At 61.6% G+C, this 19,620-nt stretch carries 16 protein-coding genes; 8 read left to right on the forward strand and 8 right to left on the reverse strand.

Going from position 1 to position 19,620, the window contains the following annotated elements; all coding sequences use genetic code 11:
- Positions 1 to 31: 31 nt before the first annotated feature.
- The 4 genes from I41_RS13485 to I41_RS13500 form a co-directional block, all read right to left on the reverse strand.
- A complete protein-coding gene (locus I41_RS13485) occupies positions 32 to 229 on the reverse strand; it encodes a DUF2997 domain-containing protein (protein ID WP_145433189.1) in 198 nt (65 codons plus the stop codon).
- Positions 226 to 594 carry a DUF1257 domain-containing protein gene (locus I41_RS13490; protein WP_145433190.1) on the reverse strand — a complete coding sequence of 123 codons (369 nt, stop codon included), beginning with the start codon at positions 592 to 594 and terminating at the stop codon, positions 226 to 228. The genes I41_RS13485 and I41_RS13490 overlap by 4 nt, the downstream gene beginning before the upstream one ends.
- Positions 595 to 1,092, reverse strand: coding sequence for a hypothetical protein (locus I41_RS13495; RefSeq protein WP_145433191.1), 498 nt, complete (start codon positions 1,090 to 1,092; stop codon positions 595 to 597).
- A 363-nt stretch (positions 1,093 to 1,455) separates the two neighbouring features.
- The gene (locus I41_RS13500; protein WP_145433192.1) at positions 1,456 to 1,674 is read right to left on the reverse strand and encodes a hypothetical protein; all 219 of its coding nucleotides are present in this window, start codon (positions 1,672 to 1,674) and stop codon (positions 1,456 to 1,458) included.
- 542 nt (positions 1,675 to 2,216) lie between these two features.
- On the opposite strand from I41_RS13500, the gene I41_RS28635 reads away from it, so the two are divergent.
- The gene (locus tag I41_RS28635; RefSeq protein WP_391524808.1) at positions 2,217 to 2,513 is read left to right on the forward strand and encodes an integrase core domain-containing protein; all 297 of its coding nucleotides are present in this window, start codon (positions 2,217 to 2,219) and stop codon (positions 2,511 to 2,513) included.
- 199 nt (positions 2,514 to 2,712) lie between these two features.
- Here I41_RS28635 and I41_RS13510 read toward each other — a convergent pair whose 3' ends face one another.
- Positions 2,713 to 4,044: an LssY C-terminal domain-containing protein gene (locus I41_RS13510; protein ID WP_145433193.1), complete on the reverse strand. Its 1,332-nt coding sequence runs from the start codon at positions 4,042 to 4,044 to the stop codon at positions 2,713 to 2,715.
- Positions 4,045 to 4,272: 228 nt separating this feature from the next.
- On the opposite strand from I41_RS13510, the gene I41_RS13515 reads away from it, so the two are divergent.
- The 3 genes from I41_RS13515 (at position 4,273) to I41_RS27260 (ending at position 7,294) form a co-directional block, all read left to right on the forward strand.
- Positions 4,273 to 4,605, forward strand: a complete 333-nt coding sequence (locus tag I41_RS13515; protein WP_210420941.1) for an AI-2E family transporter — start codon at positions 4,273 to 4,275, stop codon at positions 4,603 to 4,605.
- A gap of 212 nt (positions 4,606 to 4,817) precedes the next feature.
- Positions 4,818 to 5,756: a YybH family protein gene (locus I41_RS13520; RefSeq protein WP_145433195.1), complete on the forward strand. Its 939-nt coding sequence runs from the start codon at positions 4,818 to 4,820 to the stop codon at positions 5,754 to 5,756.
- 41 nt (positions 5,757 to 5,797) lie between these two features.
- Positions 5,798 to 7,294, forward strand: coding sequence for a protocadherin (locus I41_RS27260; RefSeq protein WP_168206892.1), 1,497 nt, complete (start codon positions 5,798 to 5,800; stop codon positions 7,292 to 7,294).
- Between the two features lie 451 nt (positions 7,295 to 7,745).
- Here the strand turns inward: I41_RS27260 and I41_RS13525 are convergent, their stop codons facing one another.
- Positions 7,746 to 8,249 (reverse strand): DUF6933 domain-containing protein, encoded by a 504-nt coding sequence (locus tag I41_RS13525; protein WP_145433196.1) that lies wholly within the window; start codon positions 8,247 to 8,249, stop codon positions 7,746 to 7,748.
- A gap of 1,431 nt (positions 8,250 to 9,680) precedes the next feature.
- On the opposite strand from I41_RS13525, the gene I41_RS13530 reads away from it, so the two are divergent.
- Positions 9,681 to 13,091: a serine hydrolase domain-containing protein gene (locus I41_RS13530; RefSeq protein ID WP_168206893.1), complete on the forward strand. Its 3,411-nt coding sequence runs from the start codon at positions 9,681 to 9,683 to the stop codon at positions 13,089 to 13,091.
- Here I41_RS13530 and I41_RS13535 read toward each other — a convergent pair.
- Positions 13,075 to 14,106, reverse strand: coding sequence for a hypothetical protein (locus I41_RS13535; protein ID WP_145433198.1), 1,032 nt, complete (start codon positions 14,104 to 14,106; stop codon positions 13,075 to 13,077). The two genes, I41_RS13530 and I41_RS13535, sit on opposite strands and share 17 nt — an antisense overlap.
- A gap of 241 nt (positions 14,107 to 14,347) precedes the next feature.
- Between I41_RS13535 and I41_RS13540 the strand changes: the two genes are divergently transcribed.
- Together I41_RS13540 and I41_RS13550 are read left to right on the forward strand one after the other, a co-directional pair.
- Positions 14,348 to 15,631, forward strand: coding sequence for a hypothetical protein (locus I41_RS13540; protein WP_145433199.1), 1,284 nt, complete (start codon positions 14,348 to 14,350; stop codon positions 15,629 to 15,631).
- Entirely contained in the window at positions 15,628 to 16,584 is a 957-nt protein-coding gene (locus I41_RS13550; RefSeq protein WP_210420942.1) for a DUF1559 domain-containing protein, read from the forward strand. Before I41_RS13540 ends, I41_RS13550 begins: the two co-directional genes overlap by 4 nt.
- Positions 16,585 to 16,594: 10 nt before the next feature.
- Here the strand turns inward: I41_RS13550 and I41_RS13555 are convergent, their stop codons facing one another.
- Entirely contained in the window at positions 16,595 to 18,769 is a 2,175-nt protein-coding gene (locus I41_RS13555) for a serine/threonine-protein kinase (protein WP_145433201.1), read from the reverse strand.
- Between the two features lie 201 nt (positions 18,770 to 18,970).
- Here I41_RS13555 and I41_RS13560 point away from each other — a divergent pair, with 201 nt between their 5' ends.
- The gene (locus tag I41_RS13560; RefSeq protein WP_168206894.1) at positions 18,971 to 19,564 is read left to right on the forward strand and encodes an ECF-type sigma factor; all 594 of its coding nucleotides are present in this window, start codon (positions 18,971 to 18,973) and stop codon (positions 19,562 to 19,564) included.
- The last annotated feature ends 56 nt before the right edge of the window (positions 19,565 to 19,620 follow it).

Consider the following 19,620-nt stretch of genomic DNA (forward strand, 5'->3'; position numbering starts at 1 on the left):
GGGGGCTCCAGACGTTGAAGAGGTGAGGGGACTAACGAAACTCGCAGCGCTGCGCCACGACGTCAGCCTGCGCAATGACGTAAAACTCGGCGGTGAGCCGGTCACTGGTCGTCTGCCCCAAGGTCTGGAGCAAGTCGCGACTGGCTTCTAAGCAGGAGCGGCCAGCGAAGCCCCGCGTCTCGCCGCGGATCTCGCCGGCGGGACCAATGATCAGTTCGAGACGCGTCATGGGGATTCTCCGAGATGGATGGTGAGTTTGACGGAGCCGTCGGCGAGGGGCGCTTCGGTGACGGCGTAGCCCGAGCGACGCGATTCCAGTCGCGTCTTCTCGATCGCGTATGCCTGCAAGAAGCGGTCAAGTTGGGCGCGATCGCCCCAGGCGCCCTCGAAATTGTCATAAGCGAGTTCGCCGGCAGCGAGCTGGCAGACGATCGGGTAGCGCCAGCCGGGAAGGCGCACGGCGAGGCCGGTCGCTGCGGATGCGTACAAGGCAAACGTGCCGGTCTCCGGCGGCGGCAGTTCCAACCGCGACGCCGCGGCGGTCACCGCCGCGGCGTCGCGAACTTGGGTCCTGATGCGAACGATGTGGCTCATTCAGTTCTCCGGTAAACGTGGCAGCGCAGGAGGAGTGTCAAGGCGAGGGACTTGCTCGTGGAGCCTCGACGCGTCAAGGAGGTCGCTCTCCAGGAGTTCCGTCGCAAGTTCAGCGCACGCCGCGTCCGTTTGAGCAGCGCCTAGGAGTCGATGAACGACGGCCAGCGTGGCGAGAGCGACGACGAAGAGTCCGCCGCCGCGGAGCGCAGCGGCGAGCGTGGTCGTCGCGCGGCGCTCGGCGTCAACGCGCCGGCGTTCTGACTCCAGTTCCAGGTAGTGGGCCGATAATTGGGCGTAGTCGACTTGCAGCCGACGATGCGCCGCCAGCAGTTCATGACGCGACTGGGCGTCCGCCGTGACCAGCCGCTCGGCGCCGTGGGCGACTTCGCGCTGCAGGCCGATCATCGCCTCGTTCTGGGCGGCCTGACGGTCGGCTGCTTCGCGGGCGATTTCGACCGACCGGTCACGGCAGCCGGCGATCATTAGCAAGAGAATCATGAGTTTCGTCCGGGCGAGCATGCTCGTGGGGTTCACGGGCCCTCCAGTGGGTAAAAATGCGGCGGAGCAGTTGTTCTAAGGCGCGGCGCAGACGGATCTGACGCGCGAGCGCAAGCGCCGTGAAGGTGAGCGCAAGCGACAACAGGTAGACCAAGACTTGTGGCATGGGGCCTCGCGGGGGAGGAAGAGGGGGGCGTGGCTGGAGGACCGCACAACGGGCCGCGGCGGGCGGCCGTGAAGAGCTAGGCACGCCACTTCGGGATGCCGTGGTCTGGGCGGATATTTAGCTGCTCTCCAAGCCGGTCGGCGAGAACTTGAACCGGCCATGTTCGCAGTCGGGAGGAATGGGCAAAGCTCATTAGCCTAACGCTGGGCAGCTGGCGGCGGACCGACGTGGGGCCGGGCCGCGGGTCGTGCCGCCGGCGCCCAGATTCGCTCCGCGGCCAAGATCGCCACCAGCGCTACGAATGCCCAGGATCGCCAAGCGTTCCACAGCATCCGCAGGTTCGACTCGTATCCCGCGCCGTCGCAGTAGCGACATTGGTACGACTGGAACAACCATGTTTTGAGACGTGCGAACATACGGTTCTCCGATGAGTGTGGGAACGTCCTTGGCGCAGCCAACTGACGTCGACCGAACCGCCAGCGCGGTCGACGAGATGTCGACGTCGCTCGCGCGTGGACGTTTTCCGGGACAGCGTAAGCGGACGTCGCGAAGACGCGCTTACGATCGGACGCCGACTGGTAACCTCGGGTCCTCAATGATTCTTGCCCCGTTTTTGTCGCCAATTTAGCAGTGGCGTTGCCCGCATCGGGCGTCAACGAATGATGAACAGCTACTCGGCGGTGAACGCGTCTCCGTTGGGAATGCGTGATCCTGCCGACGATCGGCTGCCCGTGCGAACTCTGCCAGGGTTAAAGGCGAGATTCAATAGCCTCGGCCCCATCTCTGCACGCTGCGAACATGCAGACGTACCCGATGTACACCGGCGCCTACGCTTACGGTCGGGTTCGTCAGAATCCCAAGACGCGTCGCGTCCGTCAGCTGACTCAACGGTTAGCGCCAGAGTAGTGGCAGGTCCTCATGAAAGATCCCTACCTGGTCTGCAACAGTTTGGCTGAGTATGAACAAGACGTCGCGTGGCTCCAGGAGAACCGTTCCCTCTCATCGCGACGCGGATCCATGCGTAAACGACGAGAAGCTACGCGAGCTGGAACGGTTAGAGAGAGACTTGGATCGTTATCGCCGAGAACAACCGCAGCGTCTCACGGCGAATATCAGACTCGGCGACTTGACGAAGATCTCCCAGCACTTTGGCACGCCGACGCACAATGCCATGATTGAATCCTTTAACTGTCGGCTTCGAGCCGAGCACCTGAACGAAAACCGGTTCTTGTCGTTAGATTTCGCTGAGGAGTAGATCAGCAGTTGGCGGACGGATGACAATGAACATCGATCTCATCGTGCCCTGGCAACCTGGCGCCCAGGGAGTTTGCTTCAACTTGCCAGACATGCCGGGCAAAGTGAAGCCTCGGAAACCTTTACTTGCATGAGAGGAGTTGATGGTAGCAGGTCACCAATTCCGTCTTGGTATGTCAGTTTGCATCGACTCATCGCCTTTAGCGTTCGGTGGCGCTATGCAATTGATTCCGCTGTTTCGAAAGCAAAATAACGGCTCTTTTGCCGTCCGTGAAATATGGATCCCCGGTCAAGTTGCGGCGGGGGGCCGTACTTGAGCAACTGCCGACGCCGTCCACGTAGCTAGTCGCGTCGACCCGCTCCGCCTGAGTCAGATCCTCAATAACATAGTCTCGCGCCTCGTCGACATCGGGATCAACTCGATGTGTCGTCAAGTTCCAAGTCTTGTAGGTGAAGCGAACGCCAATGTCGCGGCTCACTTGTCCCAGCCAGACGCTTTCACCTTGATACCGCAACGGAGTGAGCCAGAGCCTCAAATGAAGTCGTTCGTTAATCGACTTCCTACTGCGCTGCAAGGCGATATCTTGACTTCTTCCGAAGAGATAGAGTGCGCTTACGGGAGAGTAGCGATAATGGCTGCTAAGCAGGAATGAGCGAACCGTCTTCCAACAGGTTGATAAAGTAATCACTTCACTCTCATCCCATCTCGCGATGAAAGCGCTGAGCATGGCGTCAAAGTCGCCGATAACGACAAGGTTCAAGGGGTCTCCATTTCGGGTCTGCTTTGCATTCGACGTCGCCGCAGGCATTTCCTTCAGATGCGCGCTTAACGCGACAACGTCGCAGTCTTTGCGTGAACTGGGACTGATCAAATCGCTGAGGTGGCGGCTAAGAAAATCAACGGAAATTCCTGGCACTGGAATCGAGAAGATGAAATCGACTGGGACGTCATCCTTTGCGTCAGCAAGAGCGGCAACGCCGAGTAGGTCACTTTCCGAGTGGAGCGAGATCGGGACCACCTTCATCCCCGCATCGATCGAGGTGAACACGAAGCCTTCCGAAACGCTACCTGGCGGGATAGGTCGCATGTGAAAGGCATGCTCGCTGAAGAATTCATCCATTCGCCGATTCGCGCGGTATGCCGTGATCAGCTTGAGGGGAATCAGCACGAGCAGCGGAAGGAATATCCATCCGATGAGCCCGAAGGCGGACAATCGTTTTGCAAACGAAAAGTGATTCCTCGCCGCGGCTTCGAGCGGCGTGTAATAGTTGGGATCAATTTGAACGAGCCGCAGCCGCATTAATGCCTGAGATCGGTTGACGACGCGGATATAAACGGGCTGGATGCCACGCCGTGCCAATGACACGCCGAAGTAACTTGCACTTTCGGCGGCATCAAGCACGCTAACGGTGACCTCGGCGTTTGTATTCTCCTGAGTCTGAGCCCGCGACAAGAATGTGCTGAGCGTCGGATCAGGCGTGTAACGCGTGGTAAAGAAACGCCACTGAGGTATTCTTGATGCAGTGCTCACCGACTAATTCTGGTCACTGCAAGAATGAAGGTCTATATCGCTTCAGATTGTTTAGCGCGAAAATCGTTTAACTCGAAAGCCGCTCGAAGCGGGAGCCGATTGGCTGGCTTCCATCGTTGTTAGCAGCCTAGTTGCAAATCTCGGATCCCCTACGTCGCGACGAGGCGCTCCACCAGGAAGAACATCGAAATTCGCAACGAGCAGATCTGGCTAGTCGTTGGATCGATGATGATCCTCGCCACCGGAATGTTGGCCATCGCGTTGGCCTATACGCGCGCTGTGATGGTTCCCTTCGTGCTGGCCATCTTCATCACGGCGGTCGTAGCTCCGGTCGTAGACTATCAAGTCAACCGATGGCGACTTCCCAAATGGTTTGCCGCGCTGACGACTCTTTTAGTGGTCCTGGCGTCACTCGTGATGATGGGCGTCGGGTTGATCGTTGCGGTGCAGTCGATGGTTCTCTCGGCAGACGAATACAGCTCACAAGTGGCCGACCTTGCAGCGAGGCTCTTCGACGAACGGTCCGGTATCACTCGAGGTTATGTTTTCGTCGTGGCGTAATCGGCGCAGCGCCGACTTTTGGCGTCCAAACACACGTATTTCCGACCTTCCGCGCGGCAACCGGCGCGGTCGAAGTATGCAAACAATGCGACGATTGTTGTATTCGTCGCCACTCTCAGCTAGTTTGAACGAACCTTGAGTCTATTGACTTTCAACTTCGCCGCTCGGTCGCCCCGACCGAACATCCGCTGGCCCAATCCCAAGGCGTTCTGATGAAACTGCAACTGGCGGCCACGGCCACTTTGATGCTCGCGCTTTCAGCAATGTGGCCGTTGGCTGAAGCCCAGCAGCCACGGGTCAACGGCGGTGCCGCTACGAGCGTGCAAGCAGCCGACGAGCCTGCGGCGGCTATTCAGAAAACAGCCAAAGCGTTTGCCGAAGCATTCAATCGCGGCGATGCGAAGGCGATCGCGGCGCTTTGGACTCCAAGCGGCGAATACATCGACGAATCTGCCACTGCGTACGCTGGCCGGGAAGCGATCGAGAATCGCTACGCCGATTTTTTTAAAGCCAATCCGGGAGCGTCAATCGCGCTCGAAGTCGACTCGGTCCGATTGCTAAGCTCCGATGCAGCCATCGAAGACGGGCATGCCGTCCTGACGCTCCCCGCGGGGGGGGAATCGACCGCTGGCGCCTATTCGGTCGTCCACGTCCAGATCGATGGGCGTTGGCTCATGGCGTCAGTCCGTGACGCGCCAACGGACGGAGGAACGGCCCAGGAGCACATTGCCGACCTGCAATGGCTCATTGGAACTTGGACGGCCGAGGAGCAGGGCGTCACCATGGAGTCAGTGTGCAAATGGATTGGCGAAAAGAGCTTCGTAGAGCGAAGGTATACGACGAAGGCCGCCGACGGCGTGCAAACAAGCGGCGTCCAAATCATCGGCTGGAACGCCCAAGCTCAACGCGTCCAGTCATGGAACTTTAGCGCTGACGGTTCCTTCGCTGTCGGGATCTGGACGCCGATCGAGGGCGGATGGCATGCGTCGGTCAGCGGCGTCACTGTCGATGGAGCAGCGACTTCGGCCGTCAATCAACTGCGTCGACTCGACGACAATGCCTACGTCTGGCAATCAGTGGATCGATCCGTCAACGCGATACCGCTGCCTGACAGCGACGAAGTGATTATGCGACGTCTGCTTCAGAAGTAAGCCGCCTGCAGCGCCCAACTAAATTTACTAGGGACAGTGCTATGAGTTCTCGATCTGTGTTGACCTTTGTTTGCGTCGCGCTATGCCTCCTTCCCACCAACCCGACCTTCGGTCGCGGCTTCGGCGGCGGCGGCGGCCGGGGCGGCGGCGGCGGCGGCGGCATGAGTCGCGGGGGCGGCGGCGGTTTTTCTGGTGGAGCGCGGCCTGGCGGCGGGGGCTACGGTGGAGGAGGGGGGGGCGGTTACGGGGGTGGTAGATCGGCCCCATCGAATATCGGCGGGGGACAGCGGCCATCGCCTAGTCGACCCACGGGGCCATCGGGCGCGGGCGTGCAGAATCGCGGAGCCGCCAACATCGGCGCGGCGGGTCAACGCGGAGCCGGAGGCGTCGGCGGCCGAGAACTCGGCGGCGTTGGAGCCGGCGGTAATCGCTATTCAGCGCCGAGCCGTGATCAGCTTAGTAGCTTCCTCGGACTGCCGTCCGACGAGGGGATGCATGGCCTAAGCGCCAACTCCAGTAGAACTGCAAGTCAGCTTCCTGCTGGCGGCGGCGGAAACTTCGACGTGAACACGGGGACGGCGGAAGGCCCTCGCGGCGGCCAAGCAGCGGGAATCGCCGTTACTGGACCAGGCGGAAACACGGCCGGCCGCGCCGTCGGCGTTGGTCCACAAGGCGGCGCGGCGGCAGTCGGCGGAGTCAAAGGAGCTGGCGGCGCTGCGGCCGGGCGGGCCGTTGGCGTCGGCCCAGGCGGCCAAGTCGCCGCCGTCGGAGGCGTTCGCGGTCCGGAAGGCGGAGCGGCCGTGCGCGGAGCCACTGCGGGACCGCGCGGCGCTGCGGCCGGGTTTGCCCGCGTCACGCCGTCCGGTCGATATATGGCCGGCGCCGCGGTGCGAAGCAATTACTCGCACTGGGGCGTGTATGGTCGGGGTTGGTACGCGCAGTACCCAGGCGCCTGGCTGGCCGCCGGTTGGGCGGCCGGCGCCGCGTGGAACGCCTGCACGTGGAACTCCGCATCAGCTTACTGCGGATACTCGGACGAGCCGCCTGCTTACTACGACTACGGCAATAACGTCACTTATGAAGACGGCAGCGTCTATGTCAACGGCGATGATGCAGGCACGTCAGAGCAATACTACGATCAAGCCAATCAAATCGCCGCGGCGGGTGTCGCAGCTGCCGCCTCTTCTGACGGGGATTGGTTGCCGTTGGGCGTATTCGCTTTCACCAGGCCCGATCAGACCACTTCCGACATTAGCATTCAATTGGCCGTCAACAAGGAAGGCGTGATCCGGGGCAACTACACCGACTCGGCGACGAAGCAGAATCAAGTCGTCCAAGGCTCGATCGATAAGAAGACGCAGCGCTTGGCCTTCACCGTCGGCGACAACAAGACGAGCGTCATTGAGACGGGACTTTACAACCTCACGAAGGATGAGGCGCCCTGTTTGCTCCATCTTGGTAAAGATCAAACGGAGCAATGGTTGCTCGTGCGACTCAAACAGCCGACGCAGCCGACGGGCGACGCTGCTTCACCCTAGTGACCCACTGGGAATATCGCTTTCTCCTGCAGGAGTTGACTGCGGCGCGCAACCGCAGACCTTGGCTTCGTTGAATGATCTGTTCGCCGAGGGCGTTTGTTTCAGTAAACCGCGATCTCGCGTCGCCACCCTGCCTCTGTTGGTCGGCGTCGGAAAGGTTGGCGTGCGTCATCGCACTGGCCAATGCTCGTTCGACGGACGGGCGTTTCCGCAGCGCGGGCAATGATCAGTCATCATGCTGCTGAACCATTTTGCTATGCAATCGGCACGCACGAGTGCCTTTGGTTCGATTCCAAGTAGAGCAAACCGGTCCGGCGTGAATGCTCAAGGGACCAGTTAAGGATCTGCGTTGGCCGCCAACGCAGGATCACCGCCGGCTTGGCAGCGAGGTTGCCAGACGGCCCTTGAGCATATCCGTCCGCTGCCGACTCATGGTGAATGTTGCGACCGTTCATGTTGACTCTGGCGTGCCAGCCGACAGCGACATCAATGCATCTCGGGGGTTGGCATACTTGATCGCCGACATTGGCATCTCGTTGAGCTTGAAGGAGGCGTCGTAGGGCGACAGGTCTTCGTCGAGGAGCCACATTTTCGCGCAGTTGATGAGGTCGTTCATCGACCCCGTGACGGACCTATTCAGCGACTTCGAGAAGCTGACGCTCGCGGCCGACGGCGCCACCGACCGTAGGTAGATAAACCCCAGTCCATCGTCAACCAACACGTCGCGAATGGCCGCCAAGCCGCGTTCGATCAATCGTCCGCCGTCTACCACGCCTCGACCATAAAGAAGCGCCGAATAGAGCGAGGCGGTGTTCGTGACGATGATGTACTGGGTTCGATCAGCCAAGAAGAGATGCCCCGACCAATCGGCCAGCGGATTCTGATCGAGCGGGAGGACCCTCGTCGGCGCCTCGCCAAGCTTCATCGATAACTTCTGCGACAGACGGAAAATCATGGGAAGACCCTGTGGACTGCGGTGATATCGCCGGACGCTTGAAGATGATCTGTTACCTATTTGAAGTCCCCATCGCGTGCGCTGCCGATGAAGCAAGATCGCGCGGATAGAACGGGCGTCGCCGCCTCACCTCCGACAACGCAGCGATCATTATATCGCGATTGCCAGCGACCAGGCGGCGAGGATTGGCATCTCAAAGGCCGCCTGTTTAAGTACGGCAGGACTCGCAGCCAAGAACGGCGATGCTCCGAAACTATTTTGCCAAAGGGCCAGATCGCCAGCGCTGAACTCCCTTGGACCAGTTCAATATTCGCGTCAACGCCCCGGCGCCAATCGCCTCGACGAGTTACCTAGTTGCCCAGCGGCGCCGAAGGCGGAATTGGTCAACGTGTATGCCGCGACCGCATCGGGCTGGTCGACTGGAACGACGAGACGGCTCGGCCCAAGCGGGCTCGTGATGAGGCCGCAACGGTTACCCGCATTAGGCAGATGATACCCGCCAGTCCGCGTCCGTTTGCGAAACGGCCGCGGTAAACTACCGCACAAGCCCCACCGACCGCGTGACGTGCATGCACTGGACGGGAGCGAGGTCGCATCGCCTCGCTGGCGCTGCCGGCAAATTGTGAGTGAGCACAGGTGCACACTGCGCGCTCCCAATGCGCCATGCGAACGTCAGCTCGGCCGGAAAATGTGCGGAGATCGAACGTCTCGCACTGGTCCGGCAGTTGCGTCTACTTCCGTTAAGCGGTGCAACACTACACTCCGCACCGCTGATTCTTGATGGAATCCGGCGGCTGCGTCGGGGCTGCCCCCCCGGCGCAACGTCGGGTTTTTCTGCCTGCTTGCAGCGCGTGCTTTTTATTGTTGACCCTCCAGAGCAGGGCGCGCTTTAGGTTGAAGCGCGCGGAGGACGCTGCGCAGTGCATCATCGTCAGCGGATTGCCCAATCGCCGACTCGCGCCACGACGCCGCCCTTGGCGAGTCTGCTAGCCGGCGCCAGCTCCGGCCCCGCTTGCTACACCGCCGCCCAGTCGCCTGCGCTGACGCGCAGCCGTGAGTGACTGCCGTGCATTGCTGGATGGCGTCGCCGGCTCGATCCGACACGGCTCTGCACAGGGATCCTTTGGGGCTCGATTCGGCGGGCGAAACTTTTTTTTCACGAAGCTGTCCGGTTCTCGTCACGATTCTTGATTACCCCTTTAGACAGCCTCCTTCCGGGGAGTTTCCACGAAAGGGGGACGCAGGCCAGGGCCACAAGAGCCCTGTGCGAGCGGGGCAATTTGCCAATGGTGCTCGGAATCTGAACGTTTCCACCAAGCGTGGAGTTGGGAGCCGTCAATTATGGGTCTCTTGAAACGATCAAAGCGGTCTCGGAGTCGTGCTATCGTTGACCGCCCGCGCCGATTTGAACTGCTCGAAGATCGGCGGGTCATGGCCGTCGTAACGGGCCAGTCGACCTTCGACGCCAGCCTGTTTGGGGACAACATCGAATTGATGTCCGACGGCAACGCCGTCGGTTACGGCTATGCTATCAACTTCGACGGCCAGACATTGGCGGCCGTCGGCGGCGGCGGGCAAGCCCGCACCGTTGCCGACGCGCCCCAGCGAGACTTTAACTCGCTCACGGAGATGGAAATCTCCAGCGTCTCGAAGACCGTGACGGCGACGGCCGTCCTCCACGTACTGCAATCGCAGCCGGGCGGTCTCGATGCCGCGCTTAACGCGCTGCTCACGGACTATTTGCCGAGCGACTGGACGCCGGGCGCCAATGTCCAGAACGTGACGCTGCGCCACTTGCTGACGCACACCAGCGGCTTCTTGGAAGAGGGGAACTCGATCGGCGTGAACTTTGAGAGCTATGGCCAAAACACGTTCACGAACTTGCGAAGTCTTGTGCAGGCGGGGCTGCCGGCGCCAACGGTGGCCGCCGATGGCGTCTACGACGCGCCGCGTTGGGGTTCCAGTTACAACAATGCCAACTTCTCGCTGCTCGCTAAAGTGGTGCTGCCCAAGCTGCTGAACCCCGGCATCAACCTGACGGCGGCGAACTATGCGAATCGCGACGCGACCTCTGGCGGCATCTACAAGGAGTACGTCCAAGACGAAATCTTCGCACCCCTGGGAATCGTCGCCGACCTGGCGCCGGCAGACGTCAACCCTGCGAAAGGTTACAACCTGGCGACCGCCGAAGACTTGCCCGGGCTGTCGCAGTCGAATCTGACGAATACCGGCGGCGCGTTCGGCTGGAAAATGTCCGCCCGGGAACTCGCGACGTTTCTCGACGGCATTCGCCGTGACGACAGCTTGCTCACGGCGGCAACGCGCCAGATGCGCGACGATCAAGAGCTGGGCTGGTACCAGTCGGAAGACGCCTTCGGCGAGTTCTTCACCCACAACGGGGCGACCAGCAGCGCCTCGGGAAACTTCCGCTCGCAGATCGTCGCTCTGCCCGCCGACGTGGAAGTGTCGTACTTGATGAATTCGGAGCTAGGCAATCTGCCTGGGGGATCGATCGGCAGCATGCTGAAGACTGCCTACGTCAATGCCTGGAGCGAGCTCACCGTCGCCGGCACTTCGTCGGATGATGACTTTCTAATCCGGCTCGACAACAACGGCTTCCGTCCATCGATTGAGGTCGTCCTCAACGGCGCAACCGAATTCATCCACTGGATCGACACGTTCGACTCGTTGACGTTGAACGGCGGATTCGGAAACGACACGTTCACCATTGAGGGGTGGAATCCGTCAATCGATCTAAACATCAACGGAAGCTTCGGCAACGACGCCGTGAGCGTCATGCCGGGCGTGCGGAATATTGAATGGGTCAACGGCATGACCTTCAATGGCGGGACCGGCGACGACTCGCTGGTCGTCAACGACCAGAACAATCCTTACAGCAACGCCGCGCTGAGCCGAATCTACACCGCCGCCAGCGGTTCGGTCGCACGGTACGCCGCACATCCGGCGTTCCCCGGCAACCCCGCCTTCTCGATACCGGTCGTCGTCGGCTTCTCGGGCGTGGAAAATCTCGATCTGACCACCGGCGCCCAGCAGGACGTCGTTAGCGTGGTCAGCAAAACGTCCGGCCAAGCTCGGGTACGCACCGGCAATGGCGACGACACGATTATCGTCGCCCAGTCGGCCGGTAATCTGGAGACCGTCGACGGTCTGGAGGTCGACGGACAGGCGGGCCTCGATACGATTCGGCTGTTCGATCATAACAAGGCGAGCGCTGATCCTGACGCCGTCGGCCAGTACGACGTGGAATCCGACAACGTGTCGCGTTACGTCTCTAGCCTGGGCAGCGTGTCGGGCGTCGGCGCGGACGGCGTCGGGGTTGAATTCTCTCAAGTGGAAAATCTTGAGCTGACGGCCACGGACATGGTCGACGTGATTCGCGTCCACGCGACGACCATTGGTCTCACCACGATTCACGGCGGCGCCGGCGGCGACATCCTCAATGCGAGCCCCGCCGGCAAGAATCTAGAGACGGTGGACGACCTCGTATTCCACGGCGATGCGGGGCTCGATTCGATCGTCCTCAATGACCAGAACAATCCGTATACCTATCCGGGACTCAACCGCCAGTACGAGGTCAGTTCCGCAGGCGTCTCGCGCATGACGGGGCTGCCGCTGGGAGATCTCTTACTCCCCCTTTCCATCGAGGTCGCGTATAGCAGCGTTGAAGAGTTGACCCTCAAGACGGGCGGACAGGGCGACGTGGTCGATGTTGAGAGCGTCCCCTCAGCCGGGGCCCAGCTGCAGACTGGCGCCGGCGACGACGTGGTCAATACGAGCCCCGCCGGGGCCAACTTCGAGACGATTCACGGACTGCAAGTGGACGGCGGCGCCGGGAACGACTCGCTCCACGTCCACGACGAGAACAATCCTTACGAACTGGGCCCCGGCGGCGGCGTCTACGCGATCTCGCCGTCGACCGTGTCCCGGTTCAAGGAACACATTCTCTTCGACAACGTGGCGGTGCCGGTGGAACTCGGCTTCACGGCCATGGAGAACGTCTCGATTGCCGCGGGTAATCAGGGCGATGAGTTCAACGTCGATGGGACCGGCTCCGCTGCAACGCTCTCGCTCGACGGCAACAGCGGCAGCGATCGGTTCAACATCGACAGCCCCGCATTCGCGACGATCAGCGTCCAGGGCGACTTTCCGATCTTCGCCCCAGGCGATCAGCTCTCGGTGAATGGGGAGAATCTCTACGCTGTGGCGACCGTGCCCGGCTTGTACTTGGTCGGTAGCGGCGCGATGACGATTGGAGCCGCGACCGTCAACTACAGCGGCATCGAAACGTCGCTGATGCACCCGCAGATCTACGGCGGGCCGGGCGACTTCGACAGCAACGGCGTGGTCAATGGCGAAGACCTCACGCATGCGACGCTGGGCTTCTACGCCCGCTTCGGCGACGATCTCGACGGCAGCGACTTCCTCGTCTGGCAGCGGAACTTCGGTAACAGCTTGCTGCCGGCAGAAGTTCGCGGCGGGCAGTTGACCTTCGAGAATGCGATGGCGCCGGTGGCGTCGATCGCCGCCGTCCCTCAAGACGACGAGCACCGCTTGGACGCCTTCGCCTATGGGCCACTAGCTGGTCGCTCAACTCCTCGAGTTGACAGTGTCGTCCGTCAGGCGTCGCGATCCCGGAAACAGCAAGCCCAGGCGAAGGCGCCAAGCGTCGCCGCCAACAAACCTCTCACTGCGGATGTCCGTGATTGGGCCTTCGCGTTGATGTCTGGCAGTGACGCCGCCGTCGCGGGCCACGACGAAGCTGCCTCGCCGTGGGATGATGCGTTCGCCGACTTTGGTTTGGCGGTCAGCGCCACAGTTTAACTTCCCGGCCAAAAAAGCAACGATGACGGCGAACGGTAAAAACTGCCGCCAGGCAGGCGACGGCAACCAACTCCGTCGGCTCGGGAACCGCCGAACTGACGGTCGACGCCGCGTTGGCGGAGCCAAACTGAAAGCGCCACGCCGCCAAGTCGCTGGCGTCGACCTCGCCATCGCTATCGGCGTCGCCCTCCGACAACGTCGAGCCGACGCCGAGCCCGCGTTCCCAGACGAGGAAGTCATCGCCGTCGACATCGCCATCCTGATTGAAATCGGCGGTCGCGATTTTGATCACGGCGTCGGGAAGCCCTTGGGGTTCGTGGCGATGGTCAGTTCCCTCGCCCAAGACGGCCCATTGGTTCACGACGTCATTCGGCAGGCCGAAGACGACGCTCGTATCACTCGGTTCATCGGGCTCCACGGCGTCGCCAGGCGACTGCCACACGCCCTGTTCGCCGATGCTGAGAAACAGCTCGACCGAGCCAGGCGACATGCCGGCTTGGAATTCGACCGTCGCCACGTGCCACGCCGGAGCGCCGCTGGCCGTCGAACAATCGCCGCACTCGGGACCAATCCCGGCGCCATTGGGCAGCCCCAAGGCATTCTCGAAAAACGAGTAACCGAGGAAACCATAGATTTCGTCTGGCGCGACTTCCAGGCCGCTCGCCGAGTCGAACACAATCTGATGTCGGTACAAGGGCGGCATCGCCGCCAACTGAGGATTCAGCACGTCGACGCCTTGAAGCGAGACGACGCCCGGCTGTTGGGCAGTCAGATCGAGCGCAAAGGCCGACATGCGATAACCTTCGGCCGGCCGCGCCCAAATTTGGATTTCGCCCACCGCGCCTGGCGCAACAAAAAGGACCGGGACGGTCGGCCCCGTGTCGGCGTCCGCGAGCCAGAAATGCACGATCGACTCGGCGCGCGCCTCGCCCGACGTCATGGCCCATGCAATGGCCGCAACGACCGACGCCCTCAGAAGCTTCGTGTTCGGAATCGGCGCGCCAGTCCAGAACATAGAACAGGTCTCGCAGCATCACTTGAACCGCCGGCGCCCGACGGCTTCTCGCGTGTAGCATAACCAAATCGCAAAATTAACGCCTGAAATTGGGCCGTTGAACGCTAATTCGACTCTCACTTGGGCGTGAGCTCTGAATTCCTGTAGAATCCCTCGTGCTGCTGGACGTTTGGTCGTTAACTTGCTTTTCGAACGTTTAGCCGTTTGGCCTGGAGACCTGACTCCGCAACGCGAGCGCTCCATGTTGCTTTTTCGAGTCACTTTGACGCCGGCCAAATCGTCGGCGACCGACGTTGCGCCGCTTTACGGTTGGCTGTTCGCGTCTCTACTGATTGCTAGTTTCACAACTCCCGCCCGCGGCGTTCTTTGGGATGGGGGCGGGAGCACTTCCGCCTGGATCGAGCCGGCCAATTGGCAATTCAACGCTGTACCCGCTACGGCCGACGCGGCCACGATCGTTGGCGACACGGCGACCATCGACGCCATCGTCGTGCCGACGGTCTTGGCAGTTGAGCTAGGGACGGGGACGCTGCCGGGCGAGCTGGTCATTACGGGCGGCTCGAGTCCCGGCAGGCTCAACGTCGTGTCAAATGTCGCGGTGGCCGCAGCGGGAAATCTTACGCTTGGCGGCGGCGGCCCCGCGACGAGTCTCTTGTCGGCGGCCAGCTTGACGACTGGCGGGAACCTTACGGTGCTCGATCGCGGCACGGTCAACCTCTCGGGCGCACTTACGCAAACCGGCGGCGCGTTCAACTTGAACGGCGGCGTCGTCAATGCCTCGAGCCTGCTGATCCAAGCTGGCGCATTCCGTGCAACCGGCGATATTGTCGGCGACGTGGCGATCGGCAACGGGACCGGCGCCGCCGCCACGGTGGCGCCGGGACAGACGCTGGAGATTGACGGAAACTTGAAACTCGCGGCCAACGCTCGGCTTGAGATCGAGTTTCGCTCGGGCGCCTTCGAACGAATCAACGTCAGCGGCGTCGTGACGCTCGGCGGGACGCTCGATCTCTCCTTCCTCGGCGGCGCGCTGCCGAAGCCTGGCGTCAGTTACGCCGTGCTATCGGCACGCGGACTTGAAGGCGCCTTTACCGACATTCTCGGTTCGGGGGTGGGAGACGGTTCCTGGATACCTGAATTTGACATCAGTAATGGCCTTAACGTCTTCTATACCGAACTACGGGGCAACATGAACGGCGACGACCGGGTCGACGAACTCGACGTGGAGTTGTTCGCTCACGCTATCCGCGACCCCAACACGTACCACGTCGACTTCTACCTGGCCGGCGACGTGGCGGACTCCTTCCTCGCAGATATGGACAGCGACGGCAGCAACACGTTTGCCGACATCCCGCCGTTTCTTGAAGCGATTGAGAACTTCGGCGGCAGCGCTCAGGCGGCGTTCGCGCAAATTGCGCGGGCGTTGGCCGTTCCCGAACCAAGTGCGTCGACGGCAATACTCGCGGGAGTGTTGCTTAGTCCCTTGTTGCGACGAGTTGTGCGGCCGAGAGGACGATCAAGGTGATTAGGGGGCCCGCTAACGCTGCGCATCGCCCGCCGACCGAGTCTTGCCGGTCAGGATTCACGCTCGTCGAACTGTTGGTTGTCGTGGCAATCATTGGCGTCTTGGCGGCGCTATTATTGCCTGCCGTCCAAGCGGCGCGCGAATCGGCTCGTATGGCCTCGTGCCGTAACAATCTCAAGCAAATCGGCCTTGCACTCCACGCGTACCACGCGGAGCACGGCTCCTTCCCCGCCGGCGCCCGGATGCACGCCCGCTCCGGACGCAAGAGCATTGGCTGGCATGTGCTCCTGCTGCCCCACCTCGACCAGCGGCCGTTGTATACGGAGATTGCGCCCGACGGGGACGGCGGCGCGCGCTTCCACGCCGAAGGCACGGTGGCGCCGACGTACCTCTGCCCGACGGCGGAGCCGCCAAGCGGCAGCAGCGCCGACCTGGAGAGCGCCAACTACGTCGGCGTCGCTGGGGCAGGGCAGACGCGGCACGAGTGGCCTCTCGAAGAGGTTGCGTGCGGGATTGTCGCTACTGACGGAGTGCTGCATTTGCACGGCGAGGTCAGTTCGGCCGACATTGCCGACGGCACGTCTCATACGCTCGCAGTCGGCGAACGTTCCATTTACAAGACCGAAGAACCGTGGAGTCTCGGCGCCGTCTGGTTCAAATCGGGCGGATCGCAAGCTCCGACCAGCGCCTGCGTCGCCGCAGCCAAGCACGTCGTCTGGCCCGTCAACGCGATGGAGAGCGGCCGCGTCCATTACGTTCGCGACTCCGACTCCCCGGTGGAACTGCGTAAAGTTCTCGGCAACGAACTGGCGTTCGGCAGTCGTCATCCGGGCGGCGCCCATTTCGCTTATGCCGATGGAAGCGTCCAGTTTCTGCACGAGGCGCTAGACCTGGTTGTCTATCGCCAATTGGCGACGCGGGGAGGAGAAGAAACGAACTCGGAGACGCCTTAACCTGACGCGCCTAGTTGTCTTTCGCGCCTGTGATTGGCGGAGCGCTGAGAAGCGGCGGGTTCCGGGTGAGGCGGCAAGCGGCTTGGTACAGAGCGGCCGCCTCGCTCGGCCAGTCGTCGATGACCATTCTCGATAGCTCAGGGATCGCTGCGAGCGACTTGCTCGTCGGTGGAGTCGAGTGGTGTAATTCGAGCAAGTCGATCTGCGCGGCGACGCCGCCTTGACGGCGCTCCGCTAAGCGGCCGCGAATTGCCAAAGCCTTGGCCGCCGCCTGCATGGCCGGCTCCGTTCGCCCGGCGGCTCGATGAAGGCGCGAAAGTTGTTCGCAACAGTCGGCCCATGCAGCTGCAACGCGCGCGTCGAGCGGCCGAGCGACGGCGAGTCGCTCCAAATCATGCGCCGCGCCCGTGAATTGAGTCACGGCGTCTTCGGTGCGATCAACGGCCGCGAGCATCATACCCAGGCCAAGCTGTAGTTGAACCCGGCTCTCCAAGTCGAGGGCGTCGCCGTCAAGCGCCGTGCCGGCCGCCGTGAAGCGTCGCTCGATGACGTTATCGATGAGGTCGCGTCGCCACTCAAGCGGGTCGTCCGCCGCTGGAGTCGCCGACCCCTTTGCCGCATTGAGCGACTTCTTCAACTCGGCGTTCTCCCCGCGCAACAAGCGGCTCGCGGTCTCCTGGCCAATTACGAGTTGATCGAGTTCCTTAACTCGACCGTCTAGTTCCCGGCGCTGAGCATCAAGTACGAAGGCGATGATCGGACCGGCCACCACTATGATTCCAGCCAGCGCGGCGGCGGTCGACAGAGCAGGTTTGCGCTTCGCCCACCGCCACAGGCGGGCGGTGCGCGACAACGGACGGGCTAGAATCGGTTCGCCCTGCAGAAATCGTCGCAGCTCGGCGGCTACCTTGCCGGCGCCGGCGTAACGGCGGCTTGGTTCGCGTTCCAGGCATTTCAAACAAATCGTGGCAAAGTCTCGCGGAAGATGCCGGTTTAACTTGCGCGGATCGGGGGCGTCGTCCACAAGTTTACTGGCGAGTTGCACCTCGAAACTTCCGCGATAAGGCAACTCGCCAGTCGCCATTTGGAACATGACGACGCCCAGCGAGTAGACGTCGGCGCGGCGGTCAATCCAGTGTCCGCGTCCCTCGGCTTGCTCTGGCGACATATAAGCCGCCGTGCCGAGGATTTGGCCGTCGCAGGTCATCGTGACCTCGCCCGACTCGCGCTTCGCCAAACCGAAGTCCATAATCCGCGGCTGGCCGATTTCGTCGACCATAATGTTGGAAGGCTTGAGATCGCGATGCACGACGCCCCGCTCATGGGCGTGATCGAGGGCCTCGGCGACCACCACGCACAACTCGGCGACCTCGCGCACGCTCGGTTTGACGGTTTTCATCCACTCAGAGAGCGTCACCCCGCGTACATAATCGCTGACGATGAATACCGTATCGTCTTCACGGCCGATCTCATAGACAGCCACAATATGGGGATGCCGCAGCTGGGCGGCGGCGCGGGCTTCGCGAAAGAAGAAGTCGACTTCCTCGGCCCGCAACTGACCGCGACGCGGAATCTTGATCGCGACGATGCGATCGAGTTCAGGATCGCGGGCTTTCCACACCGTACCGAAGCCGCCGACGCCAAGCCGAGCGAGAAGTTCAAAGCGACCAATCGTGCGGAGACTCGTTGCCGTTGTCGCGTTGACGTCGCGATCAACTAAACAGAACGTGCTGCCGCACTCGCGGCAGGTGACGTCTTCTTCGGGCGTGTCGGCGACAAGTTCGACGGGGCTCGCACAATGCGGGCAACGGATATGCAACCCTTGCGGTCGCCGGGAACTCGCGAGCGCCACATCACTGAGCGACGCTCGCGGCGCCAGCGAGGCCGAATCAAAGAAACCATTAAACTCGTCGGCATACGGCCGAAGCTCTTCGGCGATGGCGGGATGGGCGGCGACAAACTCGTCGAAGGAAAGATCGGGCTCGACTGCACGGCGTCGATACTGGAAATCAATGGCAGCGAGCTCCGGGAGCAGGTGCCGCCGACAATCGCTCGGCGCTTGGTCAAGATATGATTCCAGCGACGGCGCACCAACCTTCCACGCTCGTTCAAACTGGTCGCAGATCTCATCGACGATCCGCATGACCTCGGGGGACATCGGCCGCGCCGTAGAGTCAGCATTCACGCTTCGCGCCCTTTTCGAATGAATCACACGCCAAGTCTACCTTGCCCAAAGCGGCGATTGTACATCACATCGCTGGCTCGAAATGCTTCGTTGATTGGTGAGCTGACGGCTTAAACGATAGAATTGAGCTCCTGCGGCCGCTCAGACATGGCATTGGCGCTGATGGAGGGCGAGCCGTGGCATAGCTCTGAGAAACGAACAATGGACTCGCAACGACACGAGTCAGTAACGCACTGGCTACGCCAGCTTACAACAGACGACGACACGGCAGCCCAGCAGCAGTTGTGGAATCGATACTTCATACGCCTGACGGCGCTGGCAAGGACTCGGCTCTCGGGGGCGCCGCAGCGCGACGCGGATGAGGAGGACGTCGTCCTGAGCGTCTTCAATAGTTTCTTCACCGCCGCTCGCGCTGGACGTTTTCCCGAACTGCACGACCGCACGGGCCTGTGGCCGCTCCTCGTGAAGATCACGGCGCGCAAGGCAATCAACCAGGTGAAGCGACAGCAGGCCAAGAAGCGCAGCGGCAGCGCCGAAGAACAATTCGTAGATATTGCATATCTCGTTGGCGACGAACCGACGCCGCAATTCGCGGCGGAGGTCGCCGAACAAGTTGAGCGCTTGCTCGGCCAACTAGACGCCGAACTGCGAACGGTGGCATTGATGAAGTTAGAGGGCTTCACCAACGTCGAGATCGCCAATCATGTTGGCGTTGTCGAACGATCAATTGCCCGGAAGCTGGCTAGGATTCGCCTCGAATGGGCAAACGATCAAGGAGTTGCCGATCAGGAGTAGACTGTGCCGCGTCGCTGCCGATGCCGTATGCGCGTTAACAGGAAGTCTTCAAGGGA

Source organism: Lacipirellula limnantheis (assembly GCF_007746075.1).
Lineage (GTDB): Bacteria > Planctomycetota > Planctomycetia > Pirellulales > Lacipirellulaceae > Lacipirellula > Lacipirellula limnantheis.

Bases quoted from the DNA above. Each gene is read 5' to 3' on its own strand.
- I41_RS13540 (WP_145433199.1), top strand. From the start codon at position 14,348: ATGTTGCTTTTTCGAGTCACTTTGACGCCGGCCAAATCGTCGGCGACC.
- I41_RS13495 (WP_145433191.1), bottom strand. From the start codon at position 1,092: ATGATTCTCTTGCTAATGATCGCCGGCTGCCGTGACCGGTCGGTCGAA.
- I41_RS13535 (WP_145433198.1), bottom strand. From the start codon at position 14,106: ATGTTCTGGACTGGCGCGCCGATTCCGAACACGAAGCTTCTGAGGGCG.
- I41_RS13490 (WP_145433190.1), bottom strand. From the start codon at position 594: ATGAGCCACATCGTTCGCATCAGGACCCAAGTTCGCGACGCCGCGGCG.
- I41_RS13485 (WP_145433189.1), bottom strand. From the start codon at position 229: ATGACGCGTCTCGAACTGATCATTGGTCCCGCCGGCGAGATCCGCGGC.
- I41_RS13515 (WP_210420941.1), top strand. From the start codon at position 4,273: ATGATCCTCGCCACCGGAATGTTGGCCATCGCGTTGGCCTATACGCGC.
- I41_RS28635 (WP_391524808.1), top strand. From the start codon at position 2,217: ATGAACAAGACGTCGCGTGGCTCCAGGAGAACCGTTCCCTCTCATCGC.
- I41_RS13530 (WP_168206893.1), top strand. From the start codon at position 9,681: ATGGCCGTCGTAACGGGCCAGTCGACCTTCGACGCCAGCCTGTTTGGG.
- I41_RS13525 (WP_145433196.1), bottom strand. From the start codon at position 8,249: ATGATTTTCCGTCTGTCGCAGAAGTTATCGATGAAGCTTGGCGAGGCG.
- I41_RS13520 (WP_145433195.1), top strand. From the start codon at position 4,818: ATGAAACTGCAACTGGCGGCCACGGCCACTTTGATGCTCGCGCTTTCA.
- I41_RS27260 (WP_168206892.1), top strand. From the start codon at position 5,798: ATGAGTTCTCGATCTGTGTTGACCTTTGTTTGCGTCGCGCTATGCCTC.
- I41_RS13560 (WP_168206894.1), top strand. From the start codon at position 18,971: ATGGACTCGCAACGACACGAGTCAGTAACGCACTGGCTACGCCAGCTT.
- I41_RS13500 (WP_145433192.1), bottom strand. From the start codon at position 1,674: ATGTTCGCACGTCTCAAAACATGGTTGTTCCAGTCGTACCAATGTCGC.